22 protein-coding genes are annotated in these 26,962 nt (G+C 61.9%); 14 read left to right on the forward strand and 8 right to left on the reverse strand.

Going from position 1 to position 26,962, the window contains the following annotated elements; genetic code table 11:
* Positions 1–14: 14 nt before the first annotated feature.
* From RAD16_RS12995 to RAD16_RS13010, 4 genes are all read right to left on the reverse strand, one after another.
* Positions 15–872, reverse strand: coding sequence for a carbohydrate ABC transporter permease (locus RAD16_RS12995; protein ID WP_458158273.1), 858 nt, complete (start codon positions 870–872; stop codon positions 15–17).
* Positions 869–1,756 carry a carbohydrate ABC transporter permease gene (locus tag RAD16_RS13000; RefSeq protein ID WP_458158274.1) on the reverse strand — a complete coding sequence of 296 codons (888 nt, stop codon included), beginning with the start codon at positions 1,754–1,756 and terminating at the stop codon, positions 869–871. The genes RAD16_RS12995 and RAD16_RS13000 overlap by 4 nt, the downstream gene beginning before the upstream one ends.
* Positions 1,757–1,822: 66 nt before the next feature.
* Positions 1,823–3,151, reverse strand: a complete 1,329-nt coding sequence (locus RAD16_RS13005; RefSeq protein ID WP_458158275.1) for an extracellular solute-binding protein — start codon at positions 3,149–3,151, stop codon at positions 1,823–1,825.
* A gap of 108 nt (positions 3,152–3,259) precedes the next feature.
* A complete protein-coding gene (locus tag RAD16_RS13010; RefSeq protein WP_458158276.1) occupies positions 3,260–4,294 on the reverse strand; it encodes a LacI family DNA-binding transcriptional regulator in 1,035 nt (344 codons plus the stop codon).
* Positions 4,295–4,498: 204 nt separating this feature from the next.
* Here RAD16_RS13010 and RAD16_RS13015 point away from each other — a divergent pair, with 204 nt between their 5' ends.
* From RAD16_RS13015 to RAD16_RS13030, 4 genes are read left to right on the forward strand one after another with little or no spacing between them, the layout of a single operon-like run.
* Positions 4,499–5,218 carry a glucosamine-6-phosphate deaminase gene (locus RAD16_RS13015; protein WP_458158277.1) on the forward strand — a complete coding sequence of 240 codons (720 nt, stop codon included), beginning with the start codon at positions 4,499–4,501 and terminating at the stop codon, positions 5,216–5,218.
* Positions 5,215–6,363, forward strand: coding sequence for an N-acetylglucosamine-6-phosphate deacetylase (locus RAD16_RS13020; protein ID WP_458158278.1), 1,149 nt, complete (start codon positions 5,215–5,217; stop codon positions 6,361–6,363). Before RAD16_RS13015 ends, RAD16_RS13020 begins: the two co-directional genes overlap by 4 nt.
* Before the next feature lie 9 nt (positions 6,364–6,372).
* Positions 6,373–7,407, forward strand: coding sequence for a Gfo/Idh/MocA family protein (locus RAD16_RS13025; protein ID WP_458158279.1), 1,035 nt, complete (start codon positions 6,373–6,375; stop codon positions 7,405–7,407).
* A gap of 4 nt (positions 7,408–7,411) precedes the next feature.
* Positions 7,412–8,422 (forward strand): Gfo/Idh/MocA family protein, encoded by a 1,011-nt coding sequence (locus tag RAD16_RS13030; protein ID WP_458158280.1) that lies wholly within the window; start codon positions 7,412–7,414, stop codon positions 8,420–8,422.
* 356 nt (positions 8,423–8,778) lie between these two features.
* On the opposite strand, the gene glmS is transcribed toward RAD16_RS13030, so the two are convergent.
* Positions 8,779–10,602: a glutamine--fructose-6-phosphate transaminase (isomerizing) gene (gene glmS / locus RAD16_RS13035; RefSeq protein WP_458158281.1), complete on the reverse strand. Its 1,824-nt coding sequence runs from the start codon at positions 10,600–10,602 to the stop codon at positions 8,779–8,781.
* Positions 10,603–10,724: 122 nt separating this feature from the next.
* Entirely contained in the window at positions 10,725–11,729 is a 1,005-nt protein-coding gene (locus RAD16_RS13040) for an aldo/keto reductase (RefSeq protein WP_458158282.1), read from the reverse strand.
* Positions 11,730–12,107: 378 nt separating this feature from the next.
* Between RAD16_RS13040 and RAD16_RS13045 the strand changes: the two genes are divergently transcribed.
* Both RAD16_RS13045 and RAD16_RS13050 read left to right on the forward strand, forming a co-directional pair.
* Positions 12,108–13,076 carry an NAD-dependent epimerase/dehydratase family protein gene (locus tag RAD16_RS13045; protein ID WP_458158283.1) on the forward strand — a complete coding sequence of 323 codons (969 nt, stop codon included), beginning with the start codon at positions 12,108–12,110 and terminating at the stop codon, positions 13,074–13,076.
* Positions 13,077–13,466: 390 nt separating this feature from the next.
* The gene (locus tag RAD16_RS13050; protein WP_326904741.1) at positions 13,467–13,703 is read left to right on the forward strand and encodes a DUF6894 family protein; all 237 of its coding nucleotides are present in this window, start codon (positions 13,467–13,469) and stop codon (positions 13,701–13,703) included.
* A gap of 105 nt (positions 13,704–13,808) precedes the next feature.
* On the opposite strand, the gene RAD16_RS13055 is transcribed toward RAD16_RS13050, so the two are convergent.
* Positions 13,809–14,501, reverse strand: a complete 693-nt coding sequence (locus RAD16_RS13055; protein WP_458158284.1) for a response regulator transcription factor — start codon at positions 14,499–14,501, stop codon at positions 13,809–13,811.
* A gap of 522 nt (positions 14,502–15,023) precedes the next feature.
* On the opposite strand from RAD16_RS13055, the gene RAD16_RS13060 reads away from it, so the two are divergent.
* Positions 15,024–15,899 carry a LuxR C-terminal-related transcriptional regulator gene (locus tag RAD16_RS13060; RefSeq protein ID WP_458158285.1) on the forward strand — a complete coding sequence of 292 codons (876 nt, stop codon included), beginning with the start codon at positions 15,024–15,026 and terminating at the stop codon, positions 15,897–15,899.
* A 307-nt stretch (positions 15,900–16,206) separates the two neighbouring features.
* Positions 16,207–17,454, forward strand: coding sequence for a hypothetical protein (locus RAD16_RS13065; RefSeq protein ID WP_458158286.1), 1,248 nt, complete (start codon positions 16,207–16,209; stop codon positions 17,452–17,454).
* 43 nt (positions 17,455–17,497) lie between these two features.
* Here RAD16_RS13065 and RAD16_RS13070 read toward each other — a convergent pair whose 3' ends face one another.
* Complete coding sequence (locus RAD16_RS13070) at positions 17,498–18,484, reverse strand: glycosyltransferase family 2 protein (protein ID WP_458158287.1); 987 nt, start codon at positions 18,482–18,484, stop codon at positions 17,498–17,500.
* A gap of 312 nt (positions 18,485–18,796) precedes the next feature.
* Between RAD16_RS13070 and RAD16_RS13075 the strand changes: the two genes are divergently transcribed.
* The 6 genes from RAD16_RS13075 to RAD16_RS13100 all read left to right on the forward strand — a co-directional run bounded on the left by RAD16_RS13075 (position 18,797) and on the right by RAD16_RS13100 (position 26,953).
* The gene (locus tag RAD16_RS13075; RefSeq protein ID WP_458158288.1) at positions 18,797–19,714 is read left to right on the forward strand and encodes an FkbM family methyltransferase; all 918 of its coding nucleotides are present in this window, start codon (positions 18,797–18,799) and stop codon (positions 19,712–19,714) included.
* A 266-nt stretch (positions 19,715–19,980) separates the two neighbouring features.
* The gene (locus RAD16_RS13080) at positions 19,981–21,285 is read left to right on the forward strand and encodes a lipopolysaccharide biosynthesis protein (protein WP_458158289.1); all 1,305 of its coding nucleotides are present in this window, start codon (positions 19,981–19,983) and stop codon (positions 21,283–21,285) included.
* A gap of 256 nt (positions 21,286–21,541) precedes the next feature.
* Positions 21,542–22,336, forward strand: coding sequence for a thioesterase domain-containing protein (locus RAD16_RS13085; RefSeq protein ID WP_458158290.1), 795 nt, complete (start codon positions 21,542–21,544; stop codon positions 22,334–22,336).
* A gap of 2 nt (positions 22,337–22,338) precedes the next feature.
* Entirely contained in the window at positions 22,339–23,379 is a 1,041-nt protein-coding gene (gene nadE, locus RAD16_RS13090) for an NAD(+) synthase (protein WP_458158541.1), read from the forward strand.
* Positions 23,349–25,376, forward strand: coding sequence for an asparagine synthase (glutamine-hydrolyzing) (asnB, locus tag RAD16_RS13095; RefSeq protein WP_458158291.1), 2,028 nt, complete (start codon positions 23,349–23,351; stop codon positions 25,374–25,376). The genes nadE and asnB overlap by 31 nt, the downstream gene beginning before the upstream one ends.
* On the forward strand, positions 25,376–26,953 hold the full coding sequence (locus tag RAD16_RS13100; RefSeq protein WP_458158292.1) for a class I adenylate-forming enzyme family protein: 1,578 nt from the start codon (positions 25,376–25,378) through the stop codon (positions 26,951–26,953). Before asnB ends, RAD16_RS13100 begins: the two co-directional genes overlap by 1 nt.
* The last annotated feature ends 9 nt before the right edge of the window (positions 26,954–26,962 follow it).

The following is a 26,962-nucleotide window of genomic DNA, read 5'->3' on the forward strand; positions in this document are numbered from 1 at the left end:
ATGGGACGCGGCGATCATTCCTTCAGACCTGTTCCAGCCACGCCACGCACGAAATTCCGGCGCATCAGCGAGAAGAACAGCGCGCTGGGAACGAGAGCGACCGCGGCGGCCGCGCTGAGATGACCGATATCCACCGTGAAGCCGGTCTGAAACAGCGCCAGTCCAACTTCGAGCGTATACGTATCCTTGTTGGTCGTCACGACGAGCGGCCATGCGAACGCGGTCCAGGCCTGGAAGAACGCCAGCACGCCCAGCGCCCCCAGCGGCCCCCGCATCAGCGGCAGCACGATCCGCAGAAAGATCCAGCCCTCGCCTGCTCCATCGACGCGCGCGGCCTCCAGAAGCTCGTCGGGGATCGAGGTCGTCACATATTGCCGCACCAGGAAGATGCCGAAGCTCATCACGAGATAGCCGACCAGCAGCCCGGGCAGCGTGTTCAACATCCCCGCAGCCTGAACATTGAGATAGAGCGGGATCATGTAGACTTCGAAGGGCACGACTGACGTCGCGATGATGACGCCGAAGACGGCGGGAAACCAGGGCAGATCGAACTTGCCGAGCACGTAGCCGGCGATGGCGGAAGTGGAGACGATGCTGGCCGTCGAAATCCCCGCGAAGATCAGCGTATTGCCGATCCAATGGAGCAATGGCGTGTCGTGCAGCACGCCGAGGATGTTCTCCAGCGTCGGATGGTTCGGAATGATGGTCGGCGGCCAGGCCAGCAATTCGGGCGGCGTCTTGAACGCGTTGCTGATCAGGAAGACCAGCGGCAACAGCATCATCAGGCCGACAACGGAGAGAACGACGTCGGTTGCAAGGCCGGCCGGTGTGTTGCGATCGATATCGCTGGACGGATGGTCTGGATCGCTCACGCCCGGCTCCGATCCCGAAACAGCCTGAACTGCGCGCCGGTCAGAACCAGCACGATCACGAGAAGCACCACGGCTTCGGCGGCGGCATAGCCGACCCGGTAATTGCGAAAGCTGTTTTCGAGCATGTCGAGCACGAGCACGCGAACCAGATGTCCCGGCGCGCCCTGGACATCCGAGGCCAGGACGAAGGCCTGCGCATAGATGTTGTACGACGAGATCAGCGTGATCACCGACACGTACAGCATGACAGGCTTCAACAGCGGTATTGCCACGTAGCGGAAGGCCTGGAACGAGGATGCGCCATCGAGGCGCGCGGCCTCATAGAGCGCCTCCGGAACGTTCTTCAGGCCCACGAGGAAGATCAGGACGGCATAGCCGATCGCCTGCCAGGAGCACAGCACGATCAGGCACACCACCGATAGGACGGGATCGAACAACCAGGACTGCGCCGGGATTCCGAACCATCCGATGAGGGCGTTGAGCGGCCCGAGCCGCGCATCGAAGATCCATTTCCAGGCCATCGCCGCCGGCACCAGCGATACGACGTGCGGCAGGAAGATCGAGGTCTCGTAGAAGCCGCTGCGCCGCAGCCCCTGCCGGCTGTTGATCAGCGCGGCGAGTGCGAGCCCGACGGGAATGGTGATCAGCAGGACGCCGAAGGCGACGACTGTGGTGTTGAAGATCGCCTCGATAAACAGCGGATCGCTCATCAGCTCGACAAAGTTGTCGAGCCCGATGAACGGCTTGCGCCGCGAGATGATGTTCCACTTGAACAGGCTGAGACGCAGCGTCTCGGCGATCGGATAAATGCGCAGGCAAGCATAGAGACCGAGAACCGGTAGCAGCGCCAGAACCGGAAACAGCCATTTCGGCTTGGAACGCATGAAGTCTCCCGGACGCCGCCGCCGGCTAGCGCTGCAATTGTGTGGTCGAGACCATTGATTGCGAGCTTACTTGGCCAGCAGATCTTCCCGGGCCAGGATCTTGTCGCTCTCCTCGGCCGCAGATTTCAGGAAGGCGTCGATGGCGGCATCGTTTCCTGCAAGCGATTTGTCCGTGTAGGCCTTCTCGAGCCGCGCCGCGAGCCGGGTGAGGATTTCGCTGGCCGGACTGATCGCGGGAACGGTGAAGAAGACGTGGTCGGCGGGGGTGTTCACGAACGCGCCGAGCTGCGGGATCTTGCCGAGGACCGCGGAGTAGTCGAGCCCCTTGCGATTGGGCACCCACGCCGTGTTCTCGAGCAGCCACAGCAGATTCTCCGGCTCGTTCGCCTTCTGGACGAAATCCCAGGCGATCTGGCTCTTCGGCCCCTTGTTGGGGACGTAGAGGTCCACGGGGACCATCAGCGTGCCCTTGGGCAACGGAGCCGTCGCATATTTCAGATCGGGCGCCTTCTTGGCGACGTCGCCGATCACCCAGGATTCGCGGATGAACATTGCGGTCTGGCCGAGCTCGAAGGCTTCGGCATCCGCCTTCATCTCGGGCAACACCGTCCGGTAGGTCACGACATTGTCGAGATATTGCTTGAGCGCGTTACGGCCGGCCTCGTTGGCGTAGGCCGCGCGCCACTTCCCGCCCTTCTCCTCCAGCAGCGTCCCGCCGAAATTATAGAGGATGGTCCAGTACTTCTCGGCGATACCGGAGCCGCCGCCGCTGAGACGCAGGCTCCAGCCGCTGACCGTCGGCGTACCGGACGCGTCACGCTGCACCAGCTTCTGCGCGTAGGCCGTGTAGTCCGCCATCGTCTTTGGAGGGGAAGTGAGACCAGCCTTGGCGAACATCTCGGTGTTGTAGAACAGCGCGCCCTGCCCCTGGAACAACGGCACGCCGTAGATCTTGCCCTCGTACATAGCGGTCTTCACGCGCGTCATGTCGTAATTGGCTTTGACGAAATTCACGATCGAGGCCGGCGGCTCTGGAATGAGGCCCGCTTCCAGATATCGCGCCGCCTCGACCTCCATCTCGATGACGTCTCCGGCAGCGCCCGATGGAAGCGACAGCGCCAGCCGCTTCTCGTGCTCGCGCAAGGCGATGGCCTCGACGCTGACATCGAGATCGGGATACTTCGCCTTCAGCTGATCTCCGACGCGCTTGTAGAAGGGGGCGAGGTCAGGCCAGCCGCTCCAGATGGTCAGCTTCTCCGCCGACGCAGGCGAGACCAGCATCGGCAGGGCAGCGGCCACTGCCAGCAAGCGAGCGGCTGACAGCCATGAACGACGCTTTGTCCCGGGAGAGGTTGGATATCCGCACGTGCCAACCGATGTCGCGATGAAGGCCATGTCCCCGCTCCCCAGATACTTACAAAAATCCCGACCAAAGGCTGTCATGCAACCGGTTGCGTGTCAATTGCGATCCGTTGCCGCTTTGGAAGGCGATTGACCAAATCGTCAGCGGCTTTTCCGTTTGGCGGGAGCCGGACCGGTGCTCGCGCGCACGACGAGATGCGAGTTCAGCTTGTGACGGATCTCGCCCGATGCGCCGCCATTCATCTGGCTGAGCAGGAGTCCAACCGCGACGTCGCCTGCATCGGCGCAGCGCGCCGACACCGTGGTGAGCGGCGGGTAAGTGGTCTCGCCGAGCACATCATCGCAGCCGACCACGCTGAACGATCTGGGCACGTCGACATCGAGGGCCGCAAGCCCCGCCAGTAGACCCTGGGCAACGAGGTCGTCGAACGCGATCGCCGCGGTCACCCCGCTGGCGACGATCGGGGCAGCCGCCAATCGGCCGGTGTCGTAGGACGGCGGGCGCGCCGGAATGGCGATCACCTTGATCCCGCGCTTCGCCGCCTCTTTCCGGACCGCGTTGCGCCGCTGCTGGTTGGACCATGAGGTCGTGGGGCCGCTGACATAGGCGATGTGCCGATGCCCGAACTCGGCAAGATGCGCAATCGCGGCTGCAACGCCGGGCGCGGTGTCGATCAGGACCCGCGTAATTCCTTCGATGTCGCGATTGATCAGCACCAGCGGCCGGCGCGCGGCATAGGTCCGGATCTGCGCTTCGTCGAGACGGGACGAGGCGAGCACGAGCCCCTCCACCTGGCCGATAAAGCGACCGAGCAGCAATTCCTCGCGGGCGGGATCCTCGTCCGAGTTGCCGAGAAAGACGCAGAGTCCCGCTTTGTCGGCATGAAGCTGCGCGGCCCTGATCAGGGGCGGAAAGAACGGGTTCGCAACGTCGGAGACGATCAGCCCGACATTGCCGTGCCGTCCGGTCGACAACGCGCGGGCAACCTGGTTGGGCACATAGCCGAGCTTGTCGGCGACCGCCTTGACGCGCCGGACGGTCTCCTCGCTCAGCATTCCCGGTCGCGTAAAGGCGCGCGAGACGGTCGCGCGCGAGACCCCGGAGAGCTTCGCGACCTGGCTGATGGTCGGCGCGATCTCCGAGCGTTGCTCCCTGCCGTCGGAATCGCGTTTCACCGGGGGCGTCTCCTGTGCGGGATCTCGGGACTACACATGCCCTAGATCGTCGCTGGCGCGCAAGCTTGACATGCAACCGATTGCATTACATCCTTGATCGCGCGGAGTGACAGGCCCCGTCAAGAACCACGGATGAGCATGATGGCTTCGGTCGCTCCGGGAATCCCGACATTGGGGATCGCGATATCAGAGACGCGGGACGCGATGGGCCGGGCCGCGGCGTCGGACGTCGCTGCGGCGCTGCGCGACCGCCTCGCCCGGCGAGATGTTGTGCGGATGGTGTTCGCGGCCGCGCCGAGCCAGGCGGAGATGCTGGGCGCGCTTGCGAGCGAGCGCGATATCGATTGGCGACGCGTCACCGCCTTCCACATGGACGAATATCTCGGGCTTTCGGCGGATGCGCCCGAGCGCTTCGGCGCCTGGCTGACCCGCCATTTCTTTTCGCGCGTCCCCTTGGGCACCGTCCATTTGATCGGACAAGAACCGGATCCCGACCGCGAAGTGGCGCGTTATGCGGGGCTTCTCAGCGAGGCCCCGATCGACGTCGTGTGCCTCGGCATCGGCGTCAACGGGCATCTGGCGTTCAACGATCCACCCGTCGCGGATTTGCGCGACCCGAAACAGGTCAAGATCGTCGAGCTCGACGCGATCTGCCGTCAGCAGCAAGTCGACGACAAGTGTTTTACGACACTGGACGATGTCCCGACGCATGCAATCACCCTGACGATTCCGCGGTTGCTGGATGCCGACCAGCTTTTCTGCGTAGTGCCCGGCGCGGCCAAGCGGGCCGCCGTCGAGCAATCCCTGTATGGCCCGATCGGCGCGGCCTGTCCGGCAAGTGCATTGCGGACGCATCCGCGCTGCACGCTGTATCTCGATCGGGATTCCGCACCGCCTCGACTGCAAGCGCCGGCGCGCGCATGAGCACCCAGGCGACACACATCTCGGGCCGCGATCCCGAGACCGGACAACCTCACACGATCACGATTTCCGATGGCCGTATCTCAGCCATCGGCCCCGGCGGTGCCGACGACGGGCATTGGCTGTCGCTCGGACTGTTCGATCTGCAATTGAATGGCTTCGGCGGCCATGACCTCAATGGCGGCACCGATCCACAGACGGTTCGCGATCTCGCCCTGGCCGTCCATGGCAGCGGCGTATCGCGTTTTGCGCCCACGCTGATCACGGCATCGCGCGCTGCGTTCATCGATGCGTTGAAGGCGATCGCACAGGCGCGCGCCAGCGATCCGCTGGTCAGGCACGCAATCCCCTTCGTCCATGTCGAAGGGCCCCATATCGCACCGGAGGACGGCCCTCGCGGCGCGCACCCGGCCGAGCACGTCAGGCCGCCTGACCTGGACGAGTTCGACGATTGGCAGGCCGCCAGCGGAAACCTCGTTGGCCTCGTCACCTTGTCACCGCACTGGCCGCAGGCGCCCGATTATGTGCGAGGGCTTCGCGCGCGCGGCGTTCATGTTGCGCTCGGCCATACCAACGCCACGACGGATCAGATCTCTGCCGCGGTCGAAGCCGGCGCCATGTTGTCAACGCATCTCGGCAACGGCATCGCGGCGCAGTTGCCGCGGCACCCCAATCCGATCTGGACGCAATTGGCGGAGGACAGGCTGTGGGCGAGCTTCATCGCCGATGGCCACCACCTTCCGTCCGAGACCTTCAAGGCCATGCTGCGCGCCAAGGGCCTCGAACGATCCATGCTGGTGTCGGACGCCGTCGCGCTCGCGGGGTGTCCGCCGGCGATCTACGACATGCCCGTCGGAGGACGCGTCGAGCTGAAGGCGAATGGCCGGCTGGAAGTCGTGGGCACGCCGTTCCTGGCGGGTGCAGCAGCCAGCCTGCCGTTCGGGATCACGACGGCGCAACGCATGGCCGGAATGACACTGGCCGAGGCACTGCGGCTGGCAACGATCAATCCCCGCACGCCATTCCAGCTTCCGGCCCTGACAGTCGGAGCGCCCGCCGATCTGCTGCGATTTCGTCTCGGCGATGATGGATCCATCATCCCCGAGACCACTTTTGTTGCCGGTCAGCCCTTTCCGGCCAAGCCTTGAGGAATTGAGATGAGCCAGCTTCGCATCGGCTTGGTTGGTCCGGGGGCGATCGGTGAAACCCACGCGCGTGCGATCAAGGCGCTCGACGAGACCGTTTTGGCCGCCGTCGCCGGCGGCACGGCCGAGCAGATTGCCGCCTGCATCGACGGCCAACCTGTTCCGGCGTTTGCAACCACCGACGCCATGCTGGCCGGCGCGGACATTGACGCCGTGGTCATCTGCACTCCGAGCGGCGCGCATCACGACGCAGCCCTTGCCGCCATCAGATCGGGTCGGCATGTGCTCGTCGAGAAGCCGCTTTGCGTCGATCCGGCCGAGGCGGCATCCCTCGTCCGGGCAGCCGAGAGCTCGCAACTGATCTGCTGCGTGGTCTCGCAGCGCCGGCTCGAGCCGCAGCACCAGGCGATCAAGACGCTGCTCGATGCAGGCCAGCTCGGACAACCGCGCCTGATCGAGGCGGCCATCCATTGGTACCGCTCCGACGCCTATTATGCGGAGAAGCCATGGCGCGCCGAAGCCGATCACGGCGGCGGCTCGCTGTTCAACCAGGGCGTCCATAATCTGGATCTGATGCTCTGGCTGTTCGGGCCGGTGGCGAGCGTTCAGGGCCAGACGGCGACGCTCGGACATGCGCACGCGATCGAGGACACCACGGCGGCGCTGCTGTCCTTCGCATCCGGCACGCTCGGCGTGATCGTGACCAGCACGGCGCTGCCGCCGGGACGCCCCGCCATGCTGCGATTGTTCACCGATCGCGGCAGCTGCGAGCTCGCGCACGACGGCATCGTTCGCTGGGATTTTCCCGGCGTCGCCCAGCCGGCGAGCGCGGCGGGACCAGGAAGCGCCGCCAACGATCCCAAAGCCGTCGGCATCGAGGGGCATATCGCCCAGTGGCGCGACTTCGTCGGTGCGGTCCGGGAGCGACGGGCCCCCGCCACACCGTTCAGGGAAGGGTTCGAGGCCACGCGCGTCGTCACCGCCATCTATCGCTCGGCCGCGGACGGCCGGGCCGTCACCCCCAATGACATCTCGCCACTGGTGTAGCCCGATGGCCGGCAATGCTTCTTCCACGCTCGACATCGCCATCATCGGCGCGGCGCATCCACACGTCGAATACGCGCTCTCGGAGATCTCCGTCAGGACCGACGTCAGGATCGCGGCGGTTGCCGATCACGACGCGGCGCGCCTCGCCGAGTTGGAACGACGCGCGCAGGCGCCCGGCTACGCCGACCCGATCGCATTGTTGGACACACATAAGGTCCAGGCCGTCGCGATCTTCACCGAATTCGGTCTCAGGGCCCCGCTCGTGGCCGAACTGCTGCGCCGAAACATTTTCGCGATCGTCGACAAGCCGATGGCGGTGACGCTGCCGCAGCTCGCCCTGATCGAGGACGCCCTAGCCGGGCGCAACATCCTGACGCTTCTGCTCGAGAAGCGCTTCTATCCGGTGACGCTTGCGCTTCGCTCGGTGCTCGACAGCGGCGAGCTGGGCGACATCGTCTCGATCAGCTCGACCGGGCCGCACAAGCTCGTGCCGGGCCGCCGTCCGGCATGGCTGTTCGAACCATCGACCTACGGCGGCATCCTCGCCGACCTGACGGTCCACGACATCGATCTGGCACTCTGGCTGACCGGGTACACCAGCGGCACGATCAGCGGCTGGGTCTCGCCTACTCCGGCGGCCGGCACAACGAACTTCCCTGCTCTGGGGCGCGCCATCCTCGCCTGCGATGGCGGTCCGCAATTCTCAATCGAGGTGGACTGGATCCAGCCGGAAGCCTCGCCCCGCCATGGCGATTATGCCATGCGGATCTCGGGGACACGCGGGCGCGCGGATGTTCTCTTCGCCGAGAACCGGCTTCTCGTTGAAACAGCAACACAAGCGCGACGCGAGGTCGATCTTCCCCAGGGCGCCTCGCCTGCCGGCTTCGTCTTCGATCACCTCGTGCACGGCGAAGCTCTGCAGATTTCGGCGAAAGACGCCCTGCGCGCCACACGTATCGCAATCCTCGCCGAGGACAGTGCGAAGCAAGGCGGCAAACCCATACGGTGGGGTTGAGAGGCAAGGGGGTTGAGAGGCAAGGCCATGGGCATGGCGGCGAAACCGCCAGAGCCATCTGGATAGCAGCGTTCCAATACTCGAAAGAAGTACCCCCGGCCGGCTCTGCCTTTTGCATCTCCGAGCAGCAGCGGCCCCGCCGACGCGCTGACAACATAGCGGGGCCGCCTGCTCCACGGACTTCGGCGCTTAGCCTCGTCCCGAAAGCCAATACATTCTACGCTTCGCGGCTGAGACTGAGGATTCCTCAAAAGAGGCAGCCCGTTCGGAGCGCTTTGCGCTGTCACGCGGGTATGCTCCGGACACCGCCTCGCCTTGATAGCCGAGCCTTCGCGGAAACGGCGCAACCGGAGGGACTATTCGACGGTCACGGACTTGGCGAGATTGCGCGGCTGGTCGACATCGGTCCCCAGGATCGCGGCACTGTGATAGGCGAGAAGCTGCAGCGGCACCGCAAGGACCAGCGGCGTCACGATCTCTGGCATATCCGGCAAACTCAGGACCGAGCATGCGCTGGATGCGGCGAGCGAAGCGCCTCGCTGATCGGTCAACAACATCGTGTGGCCGCCACGGGCGATGACCTCCTGCATGTTCGACATGGTCTTTTCGAACGTCGCCCCGCTCGGCGCGATCACGATGACGGGCATGTCCTGGTCGATCAGGGCGATTGGCCCATGTTTGAGCTCGCCGGCCGCATACCCCTCCGCGTGAATGTAGGTGATCTCCTTGAGTTTGAGGGCTCCCTCCAATGCCAGCGGATAGTTGGTGCCCCGGCCTATAAACAACGCGTCGCGCGCCGTACAGATCCTGCGGGCGAGCTCCAGGACTTTCGGCTCCAGTTCAAGCGCGCGATTCATATAGGTCGGAAGCTGGGCGAGAGCTCGAGCACATGAGCTTTCGTCTTCGGCCGAGAGCACACCGCGGCTGCGCCCCGCCGCGATTGCGATGCAGATCAAGGTCGCCAACTGACAGGTAAACGCCTTTGTGGATGCAACCCCAATCTCAGGACCAGCCAGCGTCGGCAGCACGGTATGGCTTGCGCGCGCCATCGTCGAGGTTTGCACGTTGACGACCGAAAGAACACGCTGATCGCGGCTCTTCGCGAATTCCAACGAGGCGAGCGTGTCGGCCGTTTCACCGGATTGCGACACGAAAATCGCCAGGTTGCCCGCGCCTAGTGGAACATCGCGATAGCGGAACTCCGACGCAATATCGACTTCAACCGGGAGCTTGGCGTAGCGCTCAATCCAGTACTTCGCAACCAGAGCAGCATAGAAGGCAGTGCCGCAAGCAACAATCGAGATGCGGTCGATCGCCCTGAAGTCCACATCCACGCCTTCCGGCAGCCTGACTGTACCGTTGCGCCCGACATACTGAGCAAGCGTCTCCCCGACCACCTTCGGCTGCTCGTGGATTTCCTTGGCCATGAAGTGGCGATGCTCGCCTTTGTGAACGATCACAGCCGACCTGCCGATTTTGGCCGACGCACGTCGCAGAGTCGCGCCATTCACGTCGAGAAACTCGATCTGGTCTCGCGTCACGACGGCGAGATCGCCGTCCTCGAGGTAAGCGACAATGTCCGTGAGGGGTGCGAGCGCAATCGCGTCCGAGCCCAGGAACATCTCGCCGCGCCCATAACCCACGGCAAGAGGCGAGCCTTTCCGAGCGCCGATCAGGAGGTTCTCATGCCCTTCGAACAGGAAGGCGAGCGCGAACGTTCCGTTCAGGCGGGGAAGCACCTTACGTACCGCGACGATGGGCTCGCATCCGTTCTTCCGCTCGCGGCTGACGAGATGCGCAACCACCTCCGAATCCGTTTCGGTCGCAAGGCGGGCGCCAGCCGCCTCGAGCTCATTGCGCAACTCTCGATGGTTCTCAATGATTCCGTTGTGCACAATCGCAACGCCGTCGACCATATGAGGATGCGCATTGTTCTCATCCGGACGGCCATGCGTCGCCCAGCGTGTGTGACCGATTCCGATCTGCCCCGACAGCGGCTCCGAAACGAGCAGGCTTTTGAGGTTCACGAGCTTTCCGACCGCACGACGCCGGGTCAACGAGCCGTTCTCGAGAGTCGCAATTCCCGCGGAGTCGTATCCGCGATATTCAAGCCGTCTCAACGCATCCAGGAGAACCGCAGAGGCAGGGCCACGCCCGACGACACCAACGATTCCGCACATATTCCGCCTCCGCGCATTTACCGGCCCGACGAATTGCAGGCCAAAACTCACTGCGTCACGCTGCTAAGGCCCAGTTTCCTTTCGGCCGTCCGCGCGCTTGTCGATATCGTGCTGCGCCCTGATCAACATCCTCCAACCCGCAATCCATTCGAGGCATCAATCATGCGCTGGGTCTGCTGCGGCTCGCTCGCGAGCTCGACCGCGATGCGATTCAGCTGCTGAAACGTCGGCAGTTGCGCCAAGCGACGCAAGTTGAACGCAAGGTGCTCTTGCCGAAACATCGAGAACAGGGAGACTCCCGTCGGATTCGCCGCAAGCGCATAATCCACCGCGAACGCGGCAGAAATCTCGGTGAGATCGCCCCGGTATCCCAGCTCGTACAGCTCCTTCAACAACTGTTGCCTCGCACCTATTCTCGTGGCGAGCTCACCGACACACGAAAATGATCCATACGTCACAAACGTTCTACTCCGCGCGGAATGTCCTGATCGCAGAAGATTCGGCTCGAGCGGGTTGTTGGCGGTCTGTACCAGACGATATGGCAATGAATCATTCAGGCCATCAATTCCCGCCACGTCGTTTCCCGCAATCGAGATTGCAAGGGCTTTCCCATCCTGGACGATGCGCTCAACCGCCCGAATGATGTCTTCGCGAACGACTTCCTCGCGAGTGGGACGGTGGAGAGCCAGCACGTCCACATAGTCCGTCCGAAGACGCTGCAAGCTGTCCTCGATGCTCGTTCTGATCAGCTCGGCCGAAAGCGGCACCTTGAACGGCTTTGGCTTCACTGCAGAGAGACGCGATCGCATTCCGGGAAATACCGCCAGACAGGCGCGCGCCATGGGCTTCAGGACCCGCATGGTGGCGCCGGCAGCACTCGGGCGCATTCCGACCTTGGTACAGATATGGACACTGCGGCGCCTGCTGGAGGCGAACCGGCCGCAAATCGATTCTGCCGTCCCATCGCCGTACGAAGGCGCCACATCGTACCAATTTATTCCGGCGTCGTATGCGCGCTCCAGCGCCTCGATGCCGGCGCGTGCCCCAACGCGCCCTCCGAGAGACGCACAGCCGAAGCCGATGCGCGATACGCTGGTACCGAGAGCATCAACATAGACCGTCTTCATCGCAGACACTCTTGATAGGTCGCGGCCACGCACACTCCAGGCAGACCGTCAGGTCAGTCGAGCCGGCCATCGCACAACTCTGCAGGTTGTGCGCGGCCTATTCCTCATGCAAATGGAGGATGACCGGCTCGTTCAGGACATTGTACGCGTGCCCATCGAATTCACGACGGCGGCGATGATGTGCGGAGTAGTCCGTTCGAGCCATCACCCACCGGCTGACACGACCGCCATCGTCGGGTGCGCACATTAGAGCACTGGCGAAACGGCAAGATTGAGCGTCCATTTGCTGCGATCGATGAACTCCGACCGTTTCGAAGAACGACATAACCTGGACATCAAGTGTCATTGCGCTCAGAACCAGCCTCCAACGACGTTCTGGTGACGGGAGCCGCCGGCTTCATCGGCTTTCATGTTGCACGTCGGTTGCTCGATGAGGGACGCCGGGTCGTCGGGTTGGACAACATCAACGACTACTACGACCCCGCCTTGAAGCGTGGTCGTCTCGGCATTTTGCAGCGCGATCCGCGTTTCTCCTTCATGCAGATCGACCTTGGAGATCGGTCGGCAATGGCGGAGTTGTTCGAGAATCATCGCTTTAAGCGAGTCATCCATCTTGCCGCTCAGGCCGGCGTTCGGCATTCGATCGATCAGCCGCACGCCTATGTCGACGCCAATCTAGCGGGTTTCCTGAATGTCCTGGAAGGATGCAGGCATCACGCCTGTGGTCATTTGATCTACGCCTCGTCGTCGTCCGTCTATGGCGCCAATACCGAGCTGCCGTTTTCGACACGACACAAGACCGACTTCCCCATCAGCTTCTATGCCGCGACCAAGAAGGCCAATGAGCTGATGGCCCACTCTTACAGCCACCTGTATCGTCTCCCGGTCACCGGCTTGCGGTTCTTTACGATCTACGGCCCGTGGGGCCGGCCCGACATGGCGATATTCCTGTTCGCCGACGCAATCACCAAAGGCAGGCCGATCAAGCTCTTCAATCATGGGAAGATGCGGCGCGACTTCACCTATGTCGACGACGTCACTCGCGTTATTTCGCAGCTGATTGATCGCGCTCCGGAAGACAGGGCTGATGCGGCGGCCGCCCCGGCCAAACTCTACAATGTCGGCAATCACCGCCCGGAAGCGCTGATGCATGTCGTCAACCTGCTCGAGAAGGAGCTTGGACGAACGGCCGACAAGGAGATGCTGCCGATGCAGCCAGGGGATGTTCCGGAAACCTTTGCCGACGTCGGCGATCTGATGCGGGATGCCGGCTTTTCGCCGTCCACACCGATCGAAACGGGCGTACGGAATTTCGTCCGCTGGTACCGCGACCACTATGAAATATGACGCGTCGACCATCTGCGGTCCGGCCCTCACGAGGCATCAGGACGTAACATCTGCGCGGCGGATTGCGATGGATGACCAGGCTCACCTGCAAAAGATCGCGGCCCCGGCGGGGGGCTAGGATTAGCAGGCCGGGGCCGCAACGCTGCGCCGAAGTGGGCTCCGTCGGCGCACCACCATCGTAGTCTTAGAAAAGCCACCATTCATTCTGAATTCGTGATCATTCCCGTCAACGTGGGGGTACCCATCCATGATGATGTATCCTCCTAGAATAGCGACTTGCCACGTGTGCCATTGTGGTGCGATGAGCCGATGAGCCCACTCGATGCATAGGGCTCCGTGCAGTCATCGGAATGTGGGCGTGTGGGATGTGGGCGTTGTCCGGAGACATCGATGCCGCGGTATTTCTTTCATATCCACGACGGCGCTTCCGTGCTCGACGACGTCGGGCTCGATCTGCCGGACATTTTCGCGGCGCGGTCCGCGGCGGTTGAACTGAGCGGCGAAATACTCAAGCATGACCTGGCGGATCCGCTCTTGCCCCACGTCTCCTGGCAAGTCGAGGTCAGCGACAGCCCCAGGCTTGGCGGCCGGTCGCTGCTCATTCTTCAGTTCTCGGTCGCAGGATAACTGACAAGAGCGGCATCCTCCCCGTGCCCAAAGCGGAAGAGGTTATGCGGCTGCGCTCAGGACAGATTGCCGCATGTTGCATTGCGGTCAGCGCGAAGAGGCGTGCTAGCGCTCTCCGGTCACTGGATCCGGTCCTGCCTGCGCGGGCTTGTCCTGCGCGGAATTGCCGCGGTCATCATGGGAGATGGCGAGAGCAGCAAGCGCCGTACGATTACCGATCGCGAGCTTCTGGAAGATGTTGTGGAGATGCACCTTGATGGTGCCGTCGGCAATATTGAGTCGGCGGCCAACTTCCTTGTTGGAGAGACCACGAGAGACGAGGCGCATGATCTGCTGCTCACGATCGGTGAGCACCGCGAGTGCAGTTTCGAGATTCGGACTCTGCTCCCGAGCCTGGGCCTGATCGGTGGGCGGTCCTGGAATGACGGTCTCACCATTGGTGATCGCTCGCAAGCATTGCACCAGGTCCTGGCCCGCCATCTCCTTCAGAAGAACACTGTGCCCCGCGGGAACGGTCGGCAAAACAAGATCATAATCCTCGCCGGCCACGAAGAAGGCCCAACGCGTCGATCGAGTTTCCGAATCGCCGAACGAATTGTTCAGCAGCGCTGCAAGCTCCGGCATTGCCGCATCCACGATCGCAACGTCGGGTGCGAGCGTCACAACTGACTTGACGCAGCTCGCAGCATCACCGCAGGACGCAACAATCTCAAAATCGGATTCTGAACCAAGTATACTTGCGAGACCTTGCAGTACAACGGGATGTCGGTCCGCAATAACTACAGTCGCACGACGCATCGGGCGCTCCTGAATCTGCCGACTCAATTCCGCCGAATGAAGCTGAACGCTTCCGCCATTGCCGCTTCAAAACCAATTGATCGCAATAAACTTTCTACCGCACAAAAGTTTCACCCGGCGATACCGAACCCGCGAGGCAAACGACCGCGCGGGTCTGAAGCTTCGGATAATACATGAAGTTTCCAGATCCAAACGCCGTATGAATCCGGGGTGAGGTCTGACCGCCTCTTGTTAATACATTAGGACACGAACCGATTGGCCGCCGCGAAGCCACGACGATCGAGTATGTGCCCGCTAACAGTCATATCTCTCTATTTTATGCCAACATTCAAAGGTTGAACAGGTACTCTCGCTCGCCCTCAGATCATGTTTTCGCGACCGCACCGGGCCTCGTTCACCACGTAGAAAGCCGGACGCAATCTATAACGAACGGTATATAGGCAAAATCGAAAAATTGAATCTAACCTTTAGGAAAGGCTAACGAAAGGCCTGCTTCTAAAAATCGGTAATCCCGGTGGCTTGTTGAGCTTCATTCTTTTTATCCGGGCTTCGTTTCAGGTCGCGTCATTGCGTGCGGAGGTAGATATGAGGAGGCGACAATCTAGTCGAGTCGTTTTAATTGGTCGAAATATTTTACTTCGAGAAGGAATTTCAAGAATACTGCATGCGGCAGATTTCCACATTGCGATGTCGGTCTCGAGTACCGATGAACTGCCAAGCGCACTACAGGGATGCCAGCTCCTCTTTGTGATCGTCCACAATCCCGACGAATTCGAGCTCGCACTGAAGCATATCGGATTTGTAAAGGAGCATTATCCAGAGGCCCGCGTGGCGATCGTCTCGGACCACCACCGGCCGCATGAGCTGATCTCGGCCTACAAGGCCGGGGCGAGTGGCTACTTCGTAGACGTGAATTCTTGCGACGCTTTCGTCAAATCCATAGAGCTCGTGACCATGGGCGAAACCGTGTTTCCGCCCGCATTCCTGTCATTCGTGCTCGATGGCAGTCCCGATCGCGAGCCTCAATTGCAACCGACGGGTGATACGAGTGAGGAGCGATCGAGCTTCATCGTTACGGCTGAGCAACGGATCGCCCCTCATCTGTCGCCGCGAGAGCAGGCAATTCTCTCATTTCTGATCGAAGGCAATTCCAACAAATGCATCGCGCGAAAGATCGATATCGCTGAAGCAACAGTGAAGGTTCACGTCAAGGCGATCCTGCGCAAGATACGAGTCCAGAACAGGACGCAGGCCGCCATTTGGGGAATGAACAACGGATCGCTGGTCAGGCCTTCCAATGGTCACGCCCTGGCTCTGTCGATCGATCGGACCGATGCTCCTGACCTGGCGCCACATAAGGGCGTAGGTCACGAAGCCGGCGTCTCCAACCTGGACTAGGCTGGACCATCGGCTCTGACGTTCGTCGAATCCCCAAGGAAGCACGGGGCGGCGCCCGCCCCGTGCTCCGCGATGAACTCCACCGGAATGCTCCGTCAATCGAGGATCTGCACTTGCGCGAGGATCACGAAGCTTTGCGAAGTGGTTTTCCTGCATTTAGATGATGCGCATCGAGACGTGACGGATACAACGGATCATCGCGACCTATCCCAGGTCGCGATGAGAGCGTCATGCCCGGCAGGCCCCCAGGTCGGCCGCTTGCCCGCTTGAATGATCCTAGCCACTGCTTGCTATGGAGCATGAATCGATGTCTCCGTCCGTCCGCATCAAAGTTGGCATCGCCGGGGTTGCGGCGGTTGTGCTCGCATTGGCTGGCATCGCCGCCGCGCAGACGCTGGCAAAGGCGAAGCTGACCACACCCAGCAGCCTGGACCTGCCCGACTATCTCGTTCCGGTCACCGACCCCGACACCGGCGCCACGATCGTCCGGATAACAACCCCAGGCCCCCTGGGCGCCGGCGTGGCCTGCCAAAAGGCCTATTGCACCCACCGCTATTCGAGTGCGCAGGCCTGGAATGCCGACCAGAGCCTGCTTCTGATCGCCAACGGCTGCAACGGTCTCTGCTTTCTTGACGGACGGACCTACGCCCCCTTGTTCCGCCGGCAACGCGAGGACGAGTGCGAATGGCACCCGCGCGACCCGGAGCGCATGATCTGCGTGATCGGGCGCAAGATCTCGCTCTGGACACCGCGAACCAATGCCGAAGAGATCTTATTGATGGCCGACGGCTATCGCGGCCTTCAGTTCGGACCAGGCAAGGGCAATCCCTCTCAGGACGGCGGCCGCATCGCCGTGCGAGGTACGCGTGCAGACGGCACCGTCGTCGCATTCGCGTTTGATCTCGTGGCCCGGCAGAAGTTTCCGGACATCGACGTGGGAAAACTGCCCGGGCGGGACGGTGTGTGCGAGATCTCTCCTCTGGGTCGCTACGTCAGATGCAGCCGGTGGGTCGACGGCAAGGATGAGGCATTCATCTTTACCGTCGCGGGCGATCTGGTGCAGAGCTGGACCGAGCATCATCGCCCGAGCCATGGCGACATGACCGTGGACGCGGATGGACGCGAGGTCTACGTCGGCATCAGCAAAGCCGATCCGGACATATACCAGGTGATCAAACGCCGGCTGGATGACGGCCTGGTTACCGCTCTCGCTCCGCGCGGAGAAGCTTCACATGCCTCCACGCGCGCGATCCACTCGCCTGGCTGGGTGATTCTAAGCTATGGCGGCGACCCGGCCGAGATTGCCCAGCTCCCGTCGTTTGCGCCCTTTGCTCGGGAAGTTATTGCCCTGCGAATTGACGGCAGTGGCCAATTCAGGCGCATCGCGCACACACGCAACGTCCCGTACAATTACTGGAACGAGACCCACGCTTCGCCGTCGCCCGATGGATCCCAAATCATCTGGTCAAGCAATTGGGGGGTACCAGGCGGCCCCGTGTTCGACTTTGTAACGCGCCTCGATCAACCTGGTCAGACCAGCGCTCTGTCCCGATAGCGATGTCCCGAGAGCAGCCTGCGGCGGCTTCGTCAGGTGTGACTCACGCGAGCCGGTGAGCCGTCGTCGGTGTCTGCGTTCGCGCCCGCATGGCTTTCCTGCCGGCCTTGATCACCGAAGGCCGCAGGATCTGGAAGGCGTCCCCGACCGATTTGAGCCAGGACTGGTGGCGAAACCGCCCGCGCAATCTTGCGACCCGCAATGCACGTACGATCGTCGCGGGATCCGGAAGCCCCTGCTTGTCCTCGAGCAGGCTCCAGGTCAGATATTTGAGATCAAGGGTCTCCTGATCGATCTGGGAGAACGATTTGGCACCGCTGATGCTCGCATGAGACGTCATGTCGTAGAAAATCAGACCGTCGTCGATCGCCACCATGTCGCCACGACAGGCGAGATCGACGAAAAACAGCTGGTCCACTCCCCACGTGATCGACTTGTAGTTTCGCATCAGGCAACCGGCCCGGATGACCTCGCTGTTGATCAGCAGAGTCGACGGAACAATTCCCAGCGCTCGGGTCTTGCCGACCAGGTAGAGATCGGTCAGGCATTGCTGGCCCGAATACAGCGTGACGCGCCCTCCACGTCGGTATCTTATTCCGCTGTCCAGGAGGAGATGAGACGTGGAGGTTATGAACGCGACAGTGGGGTACCTCCTCGCCAATTCCGCAAAAGTCTCGAGCGAACCTGGCGTCAGCCAGTCGTCGTCGTGCAGCACCTTGATCCAGTGGCCGCGGCATTCGAGCATCGCGTTGTTCGTATTCTCGACCTGACCTGGAGGACGGAGGTTCTCGACAACCCGAATGCGGGAATCGCTCCGCGCGTATTCGGATAGAACACTCCAGCTCATACCATCCGGCCCTTCGTCGTCGCTGATCACCATTTCCCAGTCGGAGTACGACTGCTGCAGAACACTTTCGATCGTGCGGCGCGCCAGGTCCGGTCGACGGAAGGTCGGAATCGCTATCGAAATAAACGGGCGATCCTCCCGAGCTCGAATGCTGTCGGACTCGTCGAGCTGCAACGGATTCATCGCTTTTCCCTCAGGCTCAATTCATGAAAGTGTCGGGCCTTGACGAACCCGCAATGCCTTTCGACTCTGCGATGAAGTCCGGCCTCGTCACGCGGCAAGATAGCACGCTAGTAGCTGGGCGGGCCCGGTCATCCTTCATTCGCATGACGAGGATCATCGCAAGGCGTGATGTTTCGAAGCGGTCAACTCGGGCGGGGGAATCATCGTCAAACCGCCGGATTTCAGATTTCATGCAAACGAAGGATGGCCGGTCGATCCTATGAGCTTACGTTCCACCGCAAAGCCGGCCGCAAGAGATAGGTCAAGAGATAGGTGAAGAACCCTTTGCGCAGATTGCATCAAATGCTCACGCGAATCCGCGAGGAGCCTGACAAGGTTCGGTTCCTGCTGTCGCGCGCACTGTGGGTGACCGGATTGTGCCGATTCATCACTTTCGGCTTTCCCGCCGGATACAGAATGCGCTTCTATCCCAGCTCCATGTCCGCGGGGCTCTGGCGGCGACGGGACTTTCGCACCGAAGACGCCGACTTTGTGACAGCTTACCTGCAACCCGGGGAGACTTTCGTCGATGTCGGCGCGAACGTCGGACAATTGAGCCTCGCCGCCGCCGCACGGGTTACAAGATCCGGACGAGTCATCGCGATCGAGGCCCATCCGCGCATCTGCAAATATCTGCTGGGAAACGTTCGCCTGAACGGATTCGCGATTGAAGTCCACAATACCGCCATCGGTAGTACGGATGGAGAGATCGTTTTCACGGACTTTCGCAGCGATGACATGAATTTCGCATGCGCCAATCCTCCGCCCGGCAGCGCAGCGCTCCGGGTTCCGGTTCGTCCTCTCGATTCCATCATCGGAAATCGGACGGTGGATCTCCTGAAGGTCGATGTTGAAGGATTCGAAGTTGATCTTCTCAAGGGCGCCGTGAAGACCATTTCCGATTGCCGCTGTCTCTACATCGAAGATTCCGAGCTCAACCTTCGGCGGGCCGGCACCTCGCGTGCAGAGCTATACGGCCGGCTGATCGATCACGGGTTCGAGCTCTTTCATCTCAGGGCGGGACAGCTTGAGCGGGCCTCTCCTGACATTCCGGGCCCCGACGACGATAACCTGATCGCCGTCAGACAATCGGCCCTGCTCGACCTGCTCGCGCGGACCGGCCTTCGACTTGCCCAGTCCACACCCCGGCGGCCGGTAGATGGCCGTCTGCGCTCCGAGCGGCTCGCTTGATAATCCATCACCTCGCTCGCACGCAGGCACGCAACCACGGCCCGGCTTCTTCACGAGGCTCAATCACGATCGGGCTGCCCGCATCGTCTGCTCGGGCAAGCACAATCTGATCGCGCAAATTTTCGATCGATTCCGGCGGCAACTCGGTGATCGTCCTGCAAACGAATGATGGCGTGCGCTGCGCCCCATCCTACGATCCGACCAGAGCACATCGCTCAGCCGCACCATCCTGCCTTGAACTTAATTCTGGACTGAGGAAGCTTCTCATGGCGGCGAAAACGGCTACCGCTCCGTCGCGAACAGGAGCTCTCGTTCGTGCAGCGGCCGGCGTCTCTGCCCTTGCGCTCACCGGACAACTCACGCTCGTCGCGGCCATTCCCGTCCTTACGCGGCTGTATTCGCCGGAAGAGTTTGGCGTCTTCACGATCTATCTCTCGATCGTGAACATCCTTGGCGCGATCGCAGGGCTTCGCTTCAGCACCTCTCTGTACGTGGTCGAGGACAGAGCCCAGGCGCTGGTCGCGCTCAAGCTCATCTTCCTCGCGATCTGCGCTACGGCCTCCGCAGCGCTTGTCGGCGGATACCTGTTGTCAGCCGTGATGCCGGAACGACTGCAGCATCTCGTCTACCTGATACCGGTCGGCATGGCGGCGGTCGGCGTTGCCGACGCCATGAACTGCTGGTGCTTGCGGTTCAATCATATCCGCGACTTCGGCATGGGCCGCCTGATCCTGCCGGCGACGATGGCAGTGCTCCAGGTAGGCTTCGGCATCGCCCACCTCGGAGACGATGCAATGATCCAGGCGCACATCCTGAGCCAGGCTGTGCTGATCGCATTTCTGTGGGCTCGGCTACTGAAGCGGGATGACATCCGCCGCATCATGCAAGTCTCATGGGAGGCTGTGGTGGCAACCGCGCGGCGAGAGTACAAGTTTCCCTTGTTCGAGCTGCCCTCGGCCCTTGCCGGATTTGCGATCATCAATCTTCCCGCAATCTTCATAGGCTCGTTGTTTGGTACAGCATTTGCCGGGCACTTTGGCGTCGCGGCCCGTCTCGTGACCGGACCAGTGACTCTGATCGCCTTGCCACTCAGCAATGTCTTCGTCGCCGAAGCCAGCAAGGGTTTTGATCGTCAACATCTGATCGGCACCGCATTCGGCCTGTTGGCCGTTGCGGCCGGCCTGATCGCCCTGCCGGTACTTGGCCTTGGGTTCGTTTCGCCCTATGTCGTCGTTCCCCTGCTCGGGCCGTCCTGGATGCCTACGGGTCAGATCATGGCCGCCCTGGCGATCATGTGCGCCGCACAGGCCCTGTCGACCCCCATTCAAGAGGTTCCGACGCTTTTTCGCCGTCAAGAACTGCGCCTGCTCGTCGACCTGGTGCGGGCCCTGCTTGTATTTGCTCCGCTCCTCATCGGGGCTCGTCTAGGCCACGATCCGTTGCAGGTGATCTTCACGATGGCTGCCGGAGGAGCGACCGGCTACGCCTTGGGAATTGTCGTAGCGTTATTCCTTTTGAACGGTCCAGGCGGCGCGCGGCGGTCGAGCGCACCCGTCAATGGACCTGTCTGATCCGAAGGTTGAGGGGCGCATCCTTGGTGTGAGGCACGACAATGGACGACAGATGTACTCGGGCCGGAGCAATCAATTCCCAAGGTGCGACGATATGCATCATGCAAATGAACGATGAGAGGATTCCGTCCGTCTCCATACTGCACTTTTTGAAATCCTGTCGGTCGGTTGTATTCTAATGACGCTACGGCCATTGATTGATGCAGGGCAGACTCCGGATTCTCCGCCTTCCCCTGTCGTGGCGGCGGCGCTACCCGTGCTTTTCCTGCTGCCCGGATCACTTGGTTATGGAGCGAGCCTCTCGGCTCTAGCCGCGTCGATGCGCGAAATGGCCCATATCGTTCCGATCCGGTACCCGGATCTCGGCAAGATACTGCAGGGCCAGGACGGCGTTCGCGATATGGCCGCTGCCGCGCTGGAGCAGATCAATTGCGTCCAGCCGCGGGGCCCCATCAGGCTTCTCGGCCACTCCCTCGGTGGGGCGGTCGCTTTCGAGGTCGCAACGCAACTGTTTGCCTCCGGCCGGTCCGTGAAGTTCTTCGGGATTCTCGACACCAGCCTCATGGGCGAGCGCAGTTCTGCTTGGGACACGTTGAGCCGAACAGTTCACCGAATCCGCAACAACCGGGTAACCGCGTCCCGGATGGCCTGCCGGGCCGTCGCCAAGGCAACCGTTGCGATCGGCCGTGAAGCCAAGCTGGCTCGAATGATTGATCAGCGCGCGAACCGCCAGTTCAATCTCACGTCTTTCAGGCTCAAGCAGGAATTGCAGGAGGTCTTGCGCGCCAAGGCCTACTTCCGCTGGCTGGCGGAGCCGAAGTCGATGCTGCCGATTTCCGCCGTCCTGTTCCGATGCCAGCGGAAGAAGATGCCGCAGGCTCTTGGGTGGGACCGTGCGTTTGCCCATGTCGACGTCGTTCCAAGCGCAGGCACGCACATTGACCTCGTCGTGCCACCTTATCTCGCAATGAATTTGCACCTCGTGCAGAATGCGCTGTCGCGAACCTACTCACTCGCCGAGTTCTCCAAGACGGACGGATTGTTCACGTGACCATGCAGGCAGCTCCCGAACGGACCGAACGACAGTTCAGTGAGGACGTCCTGGCCCTGGACGCGCCACTGGAAGTGGCGCGCATTGTCGCGTTCTTGCGCGACCGGGTTCTTGGCGTACTTGGACGACGCGGGGCCGTTGTCGGACTTTCCGGCGGCATCGACAGCTCCGTCGTCGCGGCGCTGTGTGTGCGCGCATTTGGGAGTACGAAAGTCCTCGGTCTGCTCATGCCCGAGCGCGATTCGTCCTCGGATTCACTGAGACTCGGCCGGACCGTTGCTGCGCAGCTGCGCCTGACGACGGTTGTCGAAGACATCGCACCAGCTCTCGAAGCATTGGGTGCATACCGCCGGCAGCGGGAGGCGATCCAGGCGGTCGTACCCGAATACGACACCGATTGGAAATGCAAGTTGGTCCTCGGCTCGGTTCTGGAGCGCGATGGCATCAACATCACGCGCCTGACCGTACAGGACCCGACCGGCGAAACCTCCAGTGTACGACTCCCCCCCGAAGTCTACCTGCAGATCGTCGCTGCAACCAACTACAAGCAGCGTGTCCGCAAGATGACCGAATACTACCACGCGGACCGCCTGAAATACGCGGTCATCGGCACGCCAAATCGGCTGGAGCACGATCAGGGCTTCTTCGTCAAGCAGGGCGACGGCGACGCGGACGTGATGCCGATCGCGCATCTCTACAAAAGCCAGGTTTATCAACTGGCCGAATACCTCGGCGTCGACGAGGAGATCAGGCGACGGCCGCCGACATCCGACACGTTCTCGATGCCGCAGAGCCAGGAAGAATTCTACTTCGCGGCTCCCTATCGCTTGACCGACGTCTGCCTGTATGCGGTCAATCACGGTGTTTCCGCCGATGACGTGGCCGAGGCGGTCGGCTTGCCGGCAAGGCAGGTACAGAAGGTATTCAACGACATTACTTCGAAGCGTCGAGCGACACGCTATCTCCACACGCCGCCTCTGCTTGTTGACGTGGCGATCGAGGACTTGACGGCATGTGCGGCATCGCAGGCATCGTTGCGCTGAACGCAAACGCTCCGGGTCCTTCGCGGAACGCGCTGCTGCGCATGGTCGAGGCGCTTGCACATCGCGGGCCCGACGAGCACGGCCTGTACCGGGACCAACGCGCAGGCTTGGCGCATGCCCGCCTCTCGATCATCGACATAGCGAGCGGACAACAACCTCTCTCTGATCCCGACGCGCACTCCTGGATCGTGTTCAATGGCGAGATCTTCAACTACGTCGAGTTGCGCGAGCAGCTGATCCTGCTCGGCCATCGCTTCCGTACCCGCAGCGACACCGAGGTCGTCATTCAGGCCTATCGCGCCTGGGGCGAGGCAGCCTTCGAGCGGATGAACGGGCAATGGGCCGTCGGAATATGGGACGCCTCCGCCCGCCGCCTCGTCCTGTCGCGTGACCGGACGGGAATCTGCCCGCTCTACGTCTGCAATCATCAAGGCCAGCTCTACTTTGCCAGTGAAATCAAGGCGATCTTCGCGGCAAATCCGGCGATCCCGCGGGCGATCGATCCGGCCGGCATCGACCAGACCTTTACGTTCTGGAGCACCGTGCCGCCGCAAACCGTGTTTCAGGGGATCACGGAGATCGAGCCGGGACACGTCCGCAGTTACATGCGCGGCGAGGTCAGGGATCGTGCATTCTGGGCTCCGCGCTATCCGCCCCGCTCCGAACGGCATTCGACTCCATCCAACGCCTGCAATGACGAAGTGATCGATGCCGTGCGGAACGCGCTTGAAGCGGCCACCGCGCTTCGCGTGGTGCGCTCCGACGTCCCCGTGGGGAGCTATCTCTCCGGCGGGCTCGACAGCTCGCTTGTTGCGGCATTCGGGAGCCGATGCGCAGGCCGGCGGTTCCAGACGTTTTCCGTACGCTTCGCCGACGCCGAGTATGACGAGACGCCCTATCAGCGCCTCATGGCCCGCACGATCGCGAGCGAGCATCACGAACTCATGGTCACGCGGCAGGACATCGCCGAGGCATTTTCCAAGGTGATCTACCACACCGAGCGTCCCATCCTGAGGACCGCTCCAGTACCGCTGTTTCTGCTCTCAAAATTCGTACGGGAACGCGGCATCAAGGTTGTCCTGACCGGCGAGGGCGCTGACGAAATTTTCGCCGGCTATGATTTGTTTCGCGAGGGCAAGATCCGTCGCTTCTGGGGCCGCAACCCGGCCTCGATGCGGCGAGCCGCCCTCCTGAAACGCCTCTATCCCTACATCTCTCGATCGCCCGTCCATATGCAGGGCATCGCGCTCAAGTTCTTCGGCCACGGCATTTCCGATGTTGATATGCCCGGCTTTGCTCACCAAACGCGCTGGCGCAGCACGAGCACCATCAAGCGCCTGCTCTCCAGCGACATGCGTGATGCGTGCTCGCAGCGGGACCCCTTGACCGAACTGCTCGATGGTCTGCCGGTGGATTTTTCCCGCTGGACGCCTCTTGCACAAGATCAGTACCTCGAGAGCAAAACCCTTCTGGCCGGCTATCTGCTCTCCTCTCAGGGGGACAGGATGCTGATGGCGCACTCAGTCGAGGGGCGCTTTCCATTTCTTGACGGTGACGTCGTCGAGCTCGCGAACTCGCTTCCCGACGCCTGCAAGCTTCGTATCCTCGACGAGAAGCATGTCTTGAAGCGCGTCACGCAGTCGCAGCTCCCCCCAGAGATCGTCAAGCGCAAGAAGCAACCCTACCGCACCCCCAATGCGCTCTGCTTCGTCGGCAAGGACAGCCCTCCATACGTGGACGAAGTGCTCTCAGATGCAAGCATTCGCGCCGCGAACATCTTCGATCCGACGGCCATTGAGCGGCTACGCAGCAAGTGCCGAGCGCATGCGCAAACCGGCGATGGCGACCTGTCGAATTTCGATAACATGGCACTGGTCGGAGTCTTGTCCACTCAGCTGCTGGTCCAGCAGTTCGTCGCAGACCGCCCGGAGGGACGCCACCGCCTCAGGCTCTCCGTGGACGTCGATCACCAAGAGCTATCGGGAGCTTACGCCTGATGAACGATCCTGTACCGCTCCTGCACGATTACCTGATCCACTCAGCGCGTTGCAAAGGCACGAAGATTGCACTCGTGTGCGACGGCCACCGGGTCACCTACGACCAGCTCGAGACGTGGTCGAATGCGGTCGCACATCACCTGGTCGCGGCCGGCATCGAGCGCGGCGACCGCGTGATGGTTTTCGCCGACAACACCGTCGAGGCCGCTGTCAGCTTCTGGGCCGTGCTCAAGGCCAATGCCATTGCGTGCATCATCAATCCGCTCACGAAGAGCGACAAGCTCGGCTATCTCCTGGATGACTGCCAGCCGACCGCGCTCATCACGCAGTCGCGCCTCTGCGCAACGTTCTGCGAGCCTGCGCGACGCTGCCCGTCCTTGCGCCGCGTCATCATCTCCGGCGCCATCGGCGACGCCGACTTGAACGCGCTGCCCCATGCCGCGCGATGGAGTGCAACAACGGCTACCGAGCACGACACAGCACCCGCACGCCGCTGCATCGATATCGATCTCGCCGCCATCGTCTACACCTCCGGCTCGACCGGCGAGCCGAAAGGCGTCATGTTGACGCATCGGAACATGATGGTCGCTTGTACGTCGGTTTCATCATATCTGGATGTGCGCGACGACGACATCATCCTCAACGCCCTGCCACTCGCGTTCGACTACGGCCTGTATCAGATGATCATGGCCGTACGCGCCGGCGCGCGCCTGGTTCTCGAGCGCTCATTTGCCTTCCCCGCCGAGGTACTCCGGCATGCCGCAGAAGAGCGAGTTACGGGTTTTCCGGGCGTGCCGACCATGTTCTCGACCCTTCTGCAGCTTGAATCGCTGAAGAGTTACGATCTATCGAGCATTCGCTACGTGACAAACACCGGCGCCGCATTACCGGTTCGGCACCTGTTCCAGCTCAGAGACACGTTCCCCGGCGCACGCATCTACTCCATGTACGGCCTCACCGAATGCAAGCGCTGCACCTACCTGCCGCCGGAGGATCTCGATCGGAAGCCCGAGAGTGTCGGAATTGCCATCCCGAATACCGAAATGTGGATCGTCGACGAGCATGATCGACGGGTCGACGCCGGCGTTGTCGGGCAACTCGTGATCCGTGGCGCGACGGTCATGAAGGGCTATTGGCGAAAGCCCGAAGCTACCGCGCGGAAACTCAAGCCCGGACCGCTACCGGGGGAGCAGGTGCTGTACACGGGCGACTACTGCCGGATGGACACCGACGGATATCTGTACTTCGTCAGCCGAAGCGACGAGGTCATCAAGTCCCGCGGCGAGAAGGTCGCCCCCAAGGAGGTCGAGAGCGCGTTGCTGGACATTCCCGGCATAATGGAGGCGGCGGTCATTGGCGTCCCCGACGAACTGCTGGGCCACGCGCTCAAGGCCTTCGTCGTGGTCGACCAGGGCGCCCCCATCGGCCCAAAGCAGATTCAGCGGGAGTGTCAGAAGCGCCTCGAGAGCTTCATGGTACCAAAGTATGTCGTCGTCGTGCCTAGCCTGGCGCGCACGGACACCGGCAAGATCAACAAACGAGAACTCATCGCCGCATCGCTCGTGAACGACCAATGAACCCAGCGC

It is taken from the genome of Bradyrhizobium sp. 18BD, from assembly GCF_054185225.1.